This is a genomic window from Erysipelothrix anatis, from assembly GCF_009828745.1.
GTDB classification, from domain to species: domain Bacteria; phylum Bacillota_I; class Bacilli_A; order Erysipelotrichales; family Erysipelotrichaceae; genus Erysipelothrix; species Erysipelothrix anatis.
Window position 1 is genome coordinate 1 of the sequence record NZ_WTSX01000009.1, and the last position, 12952, is coordinate 12952.

General features: G+C 33.7%; 16 protein-coding genes. 12 read left to right on the forward strand and 4 right to left on the reverse strand.

What is annotated here, in order from left to right; all coding sequences use genetic code 11:
- From GVV19_RS07360 to GVV19_RS10945, 6 genes are all read left to right on the forward strand, one after another.
- The coding region (locus GVV19_RS07360; RefSeq protein ID WP_159638028.1) for an IS3 family transposase at positions 1-87 on the forward strand (87 nt) is incomplete at its 5' end.
- The gene (mobP3, locus tag GVV19_RS07365; RefSeq protein ID WP_328598622.1) at positions 81-1256 is read left to right on the forward strand and encodes a MobP3 family relaxase; all 1176 of its coding nucleotides are present in this window, start codon (positions 81-83) and stop codon (positions 1254-1256) included. The genes GVV19_RS07360 and mobP3, both read left to right, overlap by 7 nt.
- Before the next feature lie 51 nt (positions 1257-1307).
- Entirely contained in the window at positions 1308-2678 is a 1371-nt protein-coding gene (locus GVV19_RS07370; RefSeq protein ID WP_159646720.1) for a DUF3991 and toprim domain-containing protein, read from the forward strand.
- Positions 2668-2916, forward strand: coding sequence for a hypothetical protein (locus GVV19_RS07375; protein WP_159646722.1), 249 nt, complete (start codon positions 2668-2670; stop codon positions 2914-2916). Before GVV19_RS07370 ends, GVV19_RS07375 begins: the two co-directional genes overlap by 11 nt.
- Entirely contained in the window at positions 2916-4619 is a 1704-nt protein-coding gene (locus GVV19_RS07380; RefSeq protein WP_159646724.1) for a VirD4-like conjugal transfer protein, CD1115 family, read from the forward strand. The genes GVV19_RS07375 and GVV19_RS07380 overlap by 1 nt, the downstream gene beginning before the upstream one ends.
- Positions 4612-4869, forward strand: a complete 258-nt coding sequence (locus GVV19_RS10945) for a helix-turn-helix domain-containing protein (RefSeq protein ID WP_159646726.1) — start codon at positions 4612-4614, stop codon at positions 4867-4869. Before GVV19_RS07380 ends, GVV19_RS10945 begins: the two co-directional genes overlap by 8 nt.
- A gap of 223 nt (positions 4870-5092) precedes the next feature.
- On the opposite strand, the gene GVV19_RS07390 is transcribed toward GVV19_RS10945, so the two are convergent.
- From GVV19_RS07390 to GVV19_RS07405, 4 genes are all read right to left on the reverse strand, one after another.
- Complete coding sequence (locus GVV19_RS07390) at positions 5093-5338, reverse strand: hypothetical protein (protein ID WP_159646728.1); 246 nt, start codon at positions 5336-5338, stop codon at positions 5093-5095.
- 161 nt (positions 5339-5499) lie between these two features.
- Positions 5500-6180 (reverse strand): hypothetical protein, encoded by a 681-nt coding sequence (locus tag GVV19_RS07395; RefSeq protein ID WP_159646730.1) that lies wholly within the window; start codon positions 6178-6180, stop codon positions 5500-5502.
- Positions 6181-6264: 84 nt separating this feature from the next.
- A complete protein-coding gene (locus GVV19_RS07400; protein ID WP_159646732.1) occupies positions 6265-6891 on the reverse strand; it encodes a hypothetical protein in 627 nt (208 codons plus the stop codon).
- A 371-nt stretch (positions 6892-7262) separates the two neighbouring features.
- Positions 7263-7673, reverse strand: a complete 411-nt coding sequence (locus tag GVV19_RS07405) for a helix-turn-helix domain-containing protein (RefSeq protein WP_159646734.1) — start codon at positions 7671-7673, stop codon at positions 7263-7265.
- 289 nt (positions 7674-7962) lie between these two features.
- Here GVV19_RS07405 and GVV19_RS07410 point away from each other — a divergent pair, with 289 nt between their 5' ends.
- The 6 genes from GVV19_RS07410 to groL all read left to right on the forward strand — a co-directional run bounded on the left by GVV19_RS07410 (position 7963) and on the right by groL (position 12560).
- Entirely contained in the window at positions 7963-8376 is a 414-nt protein-coding gene (locus GVV19_RS07410) for a sigma-70 family RNA polymerase sigma factor (protein WP_159646736.1), read from the forward strand.
- Between the two features lie 570 nt (positions 8377-8946).
- Complete coding sequence (locus GVV19_RS07415) at positions 8947-9210, forward strand: helix-turn-helix domain-containing protein (protein ID WP_159646738.1); 264 nt, start codon at positions 8947-8949, stop codon at positions 9208-9210.
- A 36-nt stretch (positions 9211-9246) separates the two neighbouring features.
- A complete protein-coding gene (locus GVV19_RS07420; protein WP_201288202.1) occupies positions 9247-9441 on the forward strand; it encodes a helix-turn-helix domain-containing protein in 195 nt (64 codons plus the stop codon).
- A complete protein-coding gene (locus tag GVV19_RS07425) occupies positions 9428-10549 on the forward strand; it encodes a site-specific integrase (RefSeq protein WP_159646742.1) in 1122 nt (373 codons plus the stop codon). The genes GVV19_RS07420 and GVV19_RS07425 overlap by 14 nt, the downstream gene beginning before the upstream one ends.
- Before the next feature lie 119 nt (positions 10550-10668).
- Positions 10669-10947, forward strand: coding sequence for a co-chaperone GroES (locus tag GVV19_RS07430; RefSeq protein WP_067422657.1), 279 nt, complete (start codon positions 10669-10671; stop codon positions 10945-10947).
- Complete coding sequence (gene groL, locus GVV19_RS07435; protein WP_159646744.1) at positions 10947-12560, forward strand: chaperonin GroEL; 1614 nt, start codon at positions 10947-10949, stop codon at positions 12558-12560. The genes GVV19_RS07430 and groL overlap by 1 nt, the downstream gene beginning before the upstream one ends.
- The last annotated feature ends 392 nt before the right edge of the window (positions 12561-12952 follow it).

Sequence of the window (12952 nt, forward strand, 5' to 3'; positions counted from 1 at the left end):
GACTATTTAAAATATTACAATGAAAATCGAATACAAGAAAAGCTAGGATATCAGTCTCCCGTTAATTATCGGTTGGCTTCATCCTAACTTGGTTTTTTCTTGAGTCCCAAGGAACTAGGTCAGTTCCACATCATGGTCTTTTTTATATAAGTGACGAACCTTTGGTACTTCAACATGTTAAAGGTATTGTTAAAGATCATCCTGGTAATATTTGGACAGCAATTATATCACTCAAAAGAGAAGATGCTACACGGCTTGGCTATGATAATCTCAACTTATGGAAATCACTCATTCGAAGTAAGCAAAACGATGTTGCAAGATACTTGAAAATCGACACAGACAACTTCGAGTGGTATGCTGCGTTTCATGACGAATCACATCACCCTCATGTTCATTTAGTTATGTTTGCTAAAGATGGGAAACAAGGATATCTCAATCAAAAATCAATGGATCAAATACGTTCTGTCTTTGCCCGTGAGATGTTCAAAGGTGAACATCTTCATATCTATAAAAAACAAACACAACATCGTGACCAGTTGAAGTTTGTAAGTAAGGAACTTATACAAGAACATATTGATTCCCTTAATCAAAATATTAAAAGTGACCCCAAGATCGATTCCTTACTCCTGAAATTACATGATGAGCTTAAATCTGTAAAAGGGAAACACTCTTATGGTTACCTCCAAAAACCTTTAAAACGATTGGTTGATGAAATTATTGATGAATTTTCAAATATACCCCATGTTCAAAACCTTTTAGATTTGTGGTATGAACAGAGAAACGAAATACTCAGTACCTATACGAATAAACAAGAGCAAATCCGTCACCTCTCAGACCTTGAAGAATTTAAATCAATTAAGAATACCGTTATCAAACTGGCTAGAGAAATTCAAATTCTTGACCAAATACCTAAAACTATTATTGATACTACTTCACCAACAAAACTAGTTCGAGAAGACCAGGATAATCTTGTAGAAACCATGCCGATAATGGCTCCAGAAAATGATAAGGTTTTCAAAATGAAACTCAATTCAAAAAAAGATATTCAGTCTGATATGCCAGACATATCACCTAACCGAAAAAACTCTGCCATGTCATCTCAAAGTATTCGTTTGTTATACCACATTAGTAATCTCTTTGAATCGTCAATGATGAAACGAGTTCACAATTATCAAGTCGATCACAAACTCATTCTCAAAATCAGAAAGCAAAAAATCACACTAGGTCAACATGAAAATGATTCACACAAAGACTAAGCAATATAATGCACGATATATTGCGAATATACATAGAAATCGGAGGAACATATGCACTCAAAGAATAGCTTATATAAAGCAAACACTGTACCTATTAAAGAACTTCTAATCAAACTGAATGAACCTATTAAGAAAATTGGTAAAAGTATTCGATGGGAAAAACATAATTCAGTATCACTTAATGATAACTTATGGTATCAACATTCTCTAAAACGTGGTGGACTTCCTGTGGATTTTCTTACTACGTTTTTTAATTACTCTAAAGAAGATGCAATATCATTCATTCTTAGTGAGTTTGAACTTGCTGGTGTGACAGTAGATGATTTGAAATCAAATATACCACTCAAACCACCGCCTAAAAATAGTAATTCTAGAATTATAGAAACATATCTCAAACAATTCAGATTTCTTGATAACTCAATTGTCGAGGAGTTTATCAACCAAGCGCTTATATATGAAGATCGAAAGTATCACAACTGTATCTTTGTTGGCAAAGATATCAATAGTTCCATCAAACATATTCATCGCCATAGTACCCATCTTTCTACAATTGACCTTAAAGGAAATCTTGATGGATCTGATGGTCGTTTTTCATTCAATTGGATTGGGTCTAATATCTCACTCTTTGTATTTGAAGCCCCGATTGATTTGTTGTCATACATTACTTTAAATAACGAAAATTGGCAACAGAACTCTTACGTAGCATTATGCGGACTCTCCTCACAAGCAATTCATCGAATACTAAATGATGTACCATCAATTGAAAGAGTTATTCTTTGTCTTGATAACGATATTGCAGGTCAAGAAATCACCGCCCAACTTCAAGATGAATTGCGAGAAAATCCTACTATTGAAATATCAATCAAATATCCACGGTTTAAGGATTTTAATGAGGATCTTAAATTTATTCATAACCAACCCGTTACGCTTGGACTTAGAGAACCCTTCTATCAATTTGCAAATGATACACTTCAAACAGTTGTGAAACTATCTCAAAAGGAAAAGGATAAATCACTGAAAGATCTAATGAACAGCATTTCAGTTGTTTACTACGGTGTTAACTTTACATCTCCAAAGCAAATTGAGAAATATCGAAATGCACTCCTTGAAAGCGGAAGAGATGCTTTAATGCTAGCTCGGCAACAATATCGACATTTTGAAATTCGTTATTCAATGAATGACATGGTTGACCTTGTCAAAGATGAATCGGAACCATTTATGAAATACTGTGAACATGACAAGAAATTTACTGGATTCACAAAAGAACTTGATATCATCAAAATATTGTTTACCACCAAAATTTATCTTACTGAAGATGAAAAAAATCAATTAATACAATCACTCATGAGTCTTGCAAAATATTGCATATATACTCATGTTTTTTTATCGTTAAATGAAAGGAAAATCATCAATGAAAAATAATCAAAAACCCAAATCTCCACTAATTGGCGCAGATGGAAATATCTTCAATCTTATTGGTGTTGCTTCAAGAACACTAAAGGAAAACAACATGTCCATAGAAGCTTCTGAAATGTCTACAAGAGTCTTTGAATCAAATAGTTATGAAGAAGCACTTAATATCATTACTGAATATGTAGAGCCTGTTGAGGTTGGTTTTGAGCAGGAAGAAGAAAGTTATGATATGGAGTTTGAAGAATAATGGATATTCAATCAATCGTCATTCTTTCTCTTATTGGGTTAGGTCTTGTTATCATTGCTTTTGTCTCAAACAGAAACTACAATCTCAACAGTATTCAAAATAAACGTGTAGGACAAGGACAACATGGTACCGCTCGTTTTGCAACGTCACACGAAATTAAAAAGACATATCGATCAATCCCTTATACTCCATATCTATGGCGTAAGCAAAGCGTTAAAACACCCTCACAAGGCGTTATTGTTGGATATCAGAAGATACATAGGAAAGTTTATGCACTAGTCGATGATAGCGATGTTCACACACTGATGATTGGATCAGCAGGAGTTGGTAAAACAGCTTACTTTCTCTATCCGAATTTAGAACTTGCTTGTGCAAGTGGTATGTCTTTTTTATGTACTGACACAAAAGGTGATCTGTTTCGTAATTACGCGACCATTGCTGAGAAGTACTATGGTTACAAGATATCCGTGATTGATTTAAGAAAACCACTTCAAAGTCATCATTTCAATATGCTCCACCTAGTCAATAAGTATATGGATGTGTATCTTATGAATAAAGCAGACGTTTCTATTAAAGCTAAAGCTGAGAAATATTCAAAGATCATTGCTAAGACAATCATTTACTCAAGTGGTTCAGATATGAACTTTGGTCAAAATCAATTCTTTTATGATTCTGCAGAAGGATTACTAACTGCAACCATTCTTATAATTGCAGAGTATGCTGAACCATCGAAACGACATATTGTTTCTGTATTTAAACTCATTCAAGACTTAATGGCTCCAGCAACAAATAAATCTAATGAATTTAAACTCCTTATTGATTTACTACCCGAGAATCATAAAGCGCGCTGGTTTGCAGGTGCATCACTCAATACTTCTGAACAATCCATGCAATCTATCTTATCAACAGCACTTGCTCGTCTGAATACCTTTATTGATTCAGAACTTGAACAAGTGCTTTGTTTTGACACTGACATCGATACCGAAATATTCTGTAGTCAAAAGTCTGCTATCTTCTTAGTCCTACCTGAAGAAGACAACACTAAACATTTCATCATCTCTTTGATCATCCAACAACTCTATCGGGAAATATTATCCGTAGCAGATGACATGGGTGGAACCCTTAAAAATAGAGTTATGTTTTACCTTGACGAGATTGGCACTATACCAAAAATCGATAGTATTGAGATGATGTTTAGTGCATCGCGTTCCCGTAAACTCTCTATCGTAGCTATTATTCAGTCATTAGCGCAACTTGAAAAGAACTACGATAAAAATGGTGCTGAAATAATTGTTGACAATTGTCAACTCTCTATTTTTGGTGGTTTTGCTCCAAACTCCGAAACTGCAGAGGTACTTTCGAAAAATCTTGGTAACCAAACTATTATGAGTGGATCGGTGAGTAAAGGTAAAGGAGATTCATCTCAAAGTCTGCAAATGATAGAGAGACCGCTTATGACCCCGGATGAATTGAAATCTATGCCTAAAGGTAACTTTATTGTAATGAAAACCGGGTCAAATCCTATGAGGTCAAAGTTAGAACTATTTACTAAGTGGGGTATTTTGTTTGAGGAACCTTACAGTATTAAAGTAAACTCTCAACAGCAAGTTGAGTATGTCTCTAAAACTGAAATATTAAAAGCAGTCACCACAACTCCTCAAATACAAGTTACTGAACGGAAAGGAAAGATAAAACTTGAGTAATCGTCTTGAGATTTTCAACTCAAACATCAGCGCTATTGGAATCCTTGTATACCTCTATCTCGAAAGACATGGTGCACGAAAAAAGCAATGTTTCCACTCAATCAGAACCATTGCTTCTAATTTAAACATTTCAGACAGAACTGTCAGACGAGTACTTAATGAACTCGAATCTAACAAATTTATACTTAGAACGCACCGTTACAGAGCTAATGGAGCAAAATCAAGTAACTTGTATGAAATTTTAAAATAGTTAGATGTAAAGGAAGTAGTATAAATTTCTACTGTCCTATGGATACGGTCATCAAGTCCTATCTTATTAGCTTTATACTCTATATACTGAATACAAAGAAATGATTAACTACTTCTATACAAATAATTACCTGAAATAGAAATCAATCTATTGATTTTGATTCATATAGTATTTAGAAATTCAAAACAATCTTCTTTAACTGAAGCATGAATTACAGAGATTGTCACTTAGTCTTATTTGATTTCCGAAATAAAATAACACCAATTCCCGATATAGAAAAACCAATAACTAACAAAATTATTCGTGATATCAAGTCCACTGTTCCTAAATTCATTTGTGTATTCAACATTTTATTGAAAAATAAATCTGTAATTATAAAACTTCCCAGTGTACTTGCTCCAAAAATAGCAATAGCTAATCCTAAAAAAATTAAAATAAATGAAATTGTTTCCTTTTTTTTGTTAATCACTCGTTCTCCTCCATTAAGTGCAACTCTAATCCAGTCTTCCATACCCAAATGGGTTTTCTTCACTTATTAACATATAACACGGTCTCACACTAACATAGAATATTTATATTAGTATGTTACCATTATTTTTGATCATTTACATAAAAGTATCATTTTTAATTTTATGCCCATTGACCATATTCAACGGTACATCTATATGTCCAAAGGGCAACCTTACCAGCAGATAGTGCCCACCCAGCTGGTGTAGCAAACTCCACGAGCTTTAGAGCTGCTTTTTTACCAAGTTTATTTACAGCTATTTGTGCCATTTTTTGAACAGCTTGATAATATGCTTTTTTTCCAACAAGATTGACAAGTTCTCCATGTCCAATAAATAGTGCTGTTGAAAGTCCAAAACTCCTTGCTATTTGTTTTATAAAACAACTTGCAAATCTACCAGTATGATATCCAATGCCTTGGTTCATAACAGAATATTCCGAGGATCGACTATTTTGGTTAACCAACTTTCTAAGCTCCGTTGATTCTGGTGTTACTCCATATTCAGATTCCAACCTATCCACATCAACAGAAATCAGATTACCGTCTATGTCTGTCACAAAAACTGTAGACATCAATTCATCAATTGCTTGCGCTGATTGGTGAATTAATTGCTCTACATCATTATTAGAGAGTGAATCCAGTTCTATAAACACTGAAGAATCATTATTTATAAGATCGTTATCATCAATACACTCATTTTGTGAAATTGTTTTTTCCTCTGCTAATACACTAACAGAAGTACTATAACCGAAAATACCTAAAGTCATAGCAAATACTAGAACACTTAGTAGTACTTTTTTCATCATTCTCTCCTTTTTTATATGAGTTAATAAACTCCTCAATAAATTATTATTAATAGTTACTGCTTTAATCAAATATTACGTTAACTAATTGAAAGAAAATTCTTTTTTTCCACTTTCATAAACATAAAACATACTTCTAGCTGTTTTGAATTGGGATGAAAGACCAGAGACTCCAAACGAAGCCTTGAAAACTGCACGACCGACAGCGTACTTACCGTTCCCTCCAATCCAAGATGATTGAGAATCTTTACTAATTTGCAAAAGAGGATTCAAATTCACGGTTACATAAGTATTATGATAATTAATTTGAGTTACATTTCCACCACTCGTTTTGTATCCTATTTCAGACTTAATTCCAAGAATTTTCAATCCAAATATATGAACGTATTGCTCATGCCATGAACTTTTATCAGAAGCTCTGAGCATTAATACTCTTGCTAAACTATTATTCTCTTGTTCCTCGCTATACTCAACATTGGGATCATCACTCTCCCCTAACCATACATCAGGAACTGATAATAATTTGACTGTTTTTTCTTTATCGTTCTTACTTAGCATCACAAACTGTGAATAGGTTTCAATGGAATTCTCTTTTAAATACTGCTCATACTCTTCAACGCTTATCAAAGAAGTTTCTGCACTAACAGGAGCAACTAAAACTCCTAAAGTAATTATAGTTATAAAACAAATTGACATTATTTTCTTTATCATTAATATTCTCCTATTTTCACTTCACTTGAAGCAACAATTTTTAAAACTATTAACTATTCCAATCTACATCACTCAAACAACTGTTCCTACCAATCACCTCCACTTAATCTAAATCTGATTACTTGTTGCTAACATTTATCGTACTATTACTTTATTACTAATTTGTAATTGGCTCTCTCTGACTAATTGTAATTTCAGTAACATAAGCGAAGCAATATACACGCTTCATGATCCGGGTATCCTAACTGAATATTTTCAAGATACTCGATTTTTATATTCAGCAACCTGTGAATTAATTATTTCCTATATACATAAAAAAGGAAAGAAACATTTGTGCCTCAATAGCAACAATCTGTTTCTTTCCTTGTTCTCTAACTTAGTAGATTCATAAATGAGATATAACTAAAGGTAAATGCTACAGCAATAAAGACAGTAATGGAAATTCTAGCAACAACTATTTTCTTAATATTTCCTCTTATTGTGTTCTTATATCTAATCAAGTAATAAACTAAATAAAGTATCCCTATGATAGGAATCCATATAAGAAATTTATTGAAATCATCGGTCGTTTCGAATTTTTCATCCAAAAAATATGCTTCACTATCCTTTACTAATTCATCGATAGAACAATTATATATTTCTGACAATTTTGTTAGTGATTGTATATCTGGTTGTGTTTTTCCATTTTCCCATCTCGATATCGCTTGCCTTGTTACACAAAGTTCTTTAGCAATTTGATCTTGAGTTAATCCTCTTGATTCACGTATTTCCTTTAATCTCATATCAGTCCCCTTATACATTATAATACTATATCAATTATGGGTAACAATCAACAATTCTTGTATTTTCAAAAACCTAATTATTAATAATGAATCATCAATCCACAACACATACATGATATCGCTTACAATTAGTGTATACCGGCTAGACTTTTTCGGTAAATTGGCCTCTCAAAATGAATTCTGATAACAATCAGAATCATTTTATATGGGAGGTTTTTTATATTGTTCATTCGTGCACCACCTGTTTCAAATCAAAAAAAGTTGATTACAGAAACAGGAGGAAGTAAATATGCATAACAAATATGTGATCTACGTTAACAATCAAGCCATTAGTGTTAGTAAAGAAATCTACACAGAATATTGGAAGAGTATAGAACATGAGCGATACCTTACAAAATTAATTCGAAAGACTTGGATTTATTTAGACCATCTTTTTGATGAGTATGAATCAAATACACTTGAATACAAGCTAATTCAGGACAAAAACCCAACAAGAAATGAGGCATACAAAATGGATAAATATGAAGCTTTGCATAATGCTATTAAACAATTAACTGAAGATGAAATGGACTTAATAATTTCTCTTTACTTTGACGGATTCAATCAAACTGAATATGCCAAGTACATTGGAAAATCTCAACAAACAATTAGTAAGAATCATAAGAAAATACTGAAAAAACTAAAAAAATTAATAAATTCATGATTTTTGGTTGTAGAAAGGCTCTGAGATTCCTTATCTCTATAGAGGGGTTGATTTTCATCCCCCTCTTCTCATCTCATGTTAGTGAGATTGTTCTTTGAAAATTGAATAGCCATTGTTAGTGACTTTATCTATCAACCGAGCAACCTTCATCAGTGCGCTGTGACCTTAAGAAAACTAGAGAGCGATGAAACTTAGATGATGAAATAGTTGGAAAAACTATGATGCCATGACTTTGATAGTGACAATGATACTCCACCTATGGACGTCCGAGCGTGATAAGACCGTCGCAGGCTATATAGGTGCTTCCTTGATTGGGAGTGGTGAAACTCCAGTGAAGTAGTGATTTCAAACTACACCTAACAATGCTACGAAGATGATAACTTCGTAGATACGAAAATATCGATTTAAAATTTTAAAACAAATCTTTTGATTTGATAACAGATAGAGTGATTCAGTCCTTTTTGAGCTGGATCACTCGCCTGTGTTATTAAGTCATATTCTGATAGATATGTTGAGAAACATGTGATAGTGTTGTGTTGCGAAAACCAACTGTCCTAGGAGGTGATCATTATGGGATTTGCAACTAAAGAAATGATGGGTGAAGAAAAGCAACTTGTAACCAGTATTGGTTTAAAGATCGCTCTACTTCGTTCTGAACGAGAACTACCACGTGCTGAACTTGCAAGACAAGCAGAACTACACCCACAATATCTATATGATGTAGAAATGGGTAAACGTAATGTTACCATTTATGTACTTGGAAAAATTGCTCGCGCATTTGACATCACTTTATCAGAACTACTTGAATCACACACCCTACCACCAATTGACTAAGTCGATTGGTTTTTTAATGAAATGGAGGAATCAATTATGTTAATAACGGTAGATGAAATTATGACTCTTTTTGGAATAAGTAGGTCCAGTGCTTATCGTATTATCTCTGATTTGAATCAATCACTCAAAGAAAAAGGATATCGTACTGTCCAAGGAAAGACATCCCGTAAATTCTTCTACGAAAACTACTACATTAATAATACGGAGGTAAGCCATCATGTCAGCGTATAAAGATAAGAAAACTGGTAAATGGGTAGTAACCCTACGTTATACTGATATTGACGGCAAAGAAAAACGACGCGCTAAACGTGGGTTTCTAACCAAACGTGAAGCCAAAGAATGGGAAACTGAATATCTCAGTAGCTTAAGTAACGAAGTAGAAATTGATATGTCATTGAATGAATTCTATGAAGTCTATCTGAGTGATATTTCAAACAAACTCCGTTATAACACCATTAAGAATAAACGGATAATTTATGACAAGTACATTCAACCTTATCTCGGTTCTAAGAAACTCATCAAGATATCAACACCTGATATTATTAAGTGGCAAAATGAGATTCTAGGCTTTCAGTTTAAAGATACCTATGCACGCTCCATTAACAACCAACTTGTAGCTATTTTCAATCATGCAGAACGTTTCTATGAACTTCAAAGAAATCCATTAAAGAAAACCACTGCAATTGGTTCTAAACATCCTTCAAGTATGAACTTCTGGACAAAAGAAGAATTTGATAAGTTTATAACAGTTGTTGATGATGAATCATCAAGATTGCAATTTAATGTCTTATTTTATACAGGAATCCGTGTTGGTGAACTGATTGCGGTTAGACTAAAAAATATTAATTTTGAACGGGGACATATTGAAATAAAACACTCTGCCCAATATGAAAATGGTGAATACATCTTCACTAAACCTAAAACAAAAAAATCAGAACGAATTGTAACAATACCTCAATTTCTGACTCAAATGATAAAAGATTATGTTGACCGATACTACTTTATCGATATGGAAGAACAAGTTTTTATGACGAACAAGAGTCGGCTTTCAAGAGAACTTGAAAAATATGCTAAGATTGCGAATGTTAAACGAATACGAATTCACGATTTAAGACATTCTCATGCATCCCTACTCATTGAACAAGGTATCCAACCAAATATAGTTCAGGATAGACTTGGACATGAAAAGATTGAAACGACTCTTCGTACTTATTCACACCTATATCCTAACAAACAATACCATCTCGCATCATTCTTAGATCAGATTGCTTCAAACAAATTTAATGATAAATTTACCGAAAGTAACTCTAATCCAATAATGATCGAGACTATTAAGTAATTTATTTTTTTAAAATTGATGACTTGACAAATTTTACTTTCAATTTTAGAATATTGGCGTTAGCACTCGTGATACAAGAGTGCTACATAGGTCAATTACTGGAATAGGAGGAATAGATCATGATTAAACCATTGTATGACCGTATATTGTTAGAAGCAATTCAGGAAGAAGCAATTACTCATAGTGGTATTCTACTACCTGAATCAAAAGATAAACCTACAGTTGCTCGTGTTGTTGCTGTTGGAGAGTCTACAGATAAAGAATCACCCACATCAATTAAAGTTGGTGATCATGTTATCTATAAAAAATATTCAACAACCGAGATAAAATATCAAAATCAGGATTATCTAATAATTGAGAGTAAAGATATACTAGCAATCGTAGAGGAGGATAAATAATGGCTAAAGACGTACGTTATGGAAGCGAATCTCGAGACTTATTACTAAAAGGTATTAACAAACTAGCAGATGCTGTCGCAGTAACTTTAGGACCAAAAGGACGCAATGTAGTTCTTGAAAAAAGTTATGGCTCTCCCCTAATTACAAACGATGGTGTAACCATTGCAAAAGAAATTGAACTCGAAAATCCTTTCGAAAACATGGGAGCAAAACTTCTTTATGAAGTTTCAAACAAAACAAATGATGTAGCTGGTGATGGAACAACAACTGCTACAATTCTTGCACAATCTATCATTCACAACGGAATTGCGCATGTTGATCGTGGTGCAAATCCAGTATTAATGAGATATGGCATTGAAAAAGCAGCAAAAATTATTTCAGATCATCTCTTAAAACAAAGTAAAAAAATTGAAACCCGTAATGATATTGCGAATGTTGCAGCAATAAGCGCAGGCAATAACGAAATTGGGAATATTATTGCAGATGCAATGGATAAAGTAGGTAAAAATGGTGTTATCACTGTTGACGAGTCAAACACATCTGAAACATTTTTAGAAGTCGTTGAAGGGCTCCAGTATGACAAGGGTTATATCTCGCCGTACATGGTAACAGATCGAGAAAAAATGGTAATCAATCTTGAAGACCCTTATATTATTGTCACAGACCGTAAAATTTCAACCGTACAAGAAATACTTCCGATCCTAGAGCAAATTGTTCAACAAAGTAAACCATTGTTTATTGTTGCAGAGGATATTGACCAAGACGTCGTATCGACACTTGTAATGAATAAACTCCGAGGTACATTTAATGTTGTTGCTACTAAGGCTCCAAGCTTTGGAGACAACCAAAAGCGAACTTTGGAAGATATCGCAATTGTTACTGGGTCAACATTCATTAGTAAAGACTTAGGAATGGATTTCAAAGATGTTACTCTTGATAATCTGGGTTCCGCATCAAAAATTGTAATTAGTAATGATGAAACAACAATTATCGGTGGCAAAGGAGATAGCGATGCCCTCGAAGCACGTACTAATGAAATACGTAGTCAAATAGAAATCACGAAGAATACGAGTGATATTGATCAATTAAGCAAACGTCTCGCAAAGCTCACGAATGGTGTCGCGATTATCAAAGTCGGTGCTGCTACGGAATCTGAACTTAAAGAAAAGAAACTTAGAATTGAGGATGCCTTGAACGCCACGAAAGCAGCTGTATTAGAAGGGACAGTCCCAGGAGGCGGTTATGCTTTGGCTCGCGCTTATATAGAGTTAAATGAAGCAATTACTTCGGAATCTCAAGATGAAAATCGCGGTATCTCAACAGTTATGAACTCAATTTTGAAGCCGTTATGGCAGATAGCCGAAAACGCTGGTTTTGATGGAGATGAGATTGTTAAACAACAACTCAGTTCAGAAGTGAATATTGGTTTTGATGCTAAAAACGGAGTATGGACAAATCTTAATGAAGCAGGAATTGTGGATCCAACTAAAGTAACTCGTAATGCTCTGTTAAATGCAGCATCCATTGCTTCCCTATTCTTGACAACAGAAGTGGCTGTCGCCGCTATTAAGGAAAATAACACAGGTGACATGACTGCTCCACATCTTTACTGATATTTACAATTGAGTATTGTAAATCAAATTCTCGTTATGTCTATTTGTTGTCATTTTCAGACTTCAAGTAACTGTATTGAGAAACGGTAAAAATCCGCCATTAGGTGGATTTTTATGCTTTCTTTAGAGCAATTCAAACCATAAACATGCATTTCAAGAATGTATCATCTAGAATGTTTTAGCCATTCCAAATCGGAATCAAGTCCACTTTTGTTCAAATGAAGTAAATACTAATCGTTTTGGATTAGCTTAAGTTTAGGAGTGCTTAATGCATTGTTCAATTATTTGACATCATTTTGACATCACTAGCTCTATTTTCTTACTATTCTCAATTTCGATATACAAAAAACCGCCTATTTAAGCGGTTTTTCTGTATTCATTAAACTTTACGC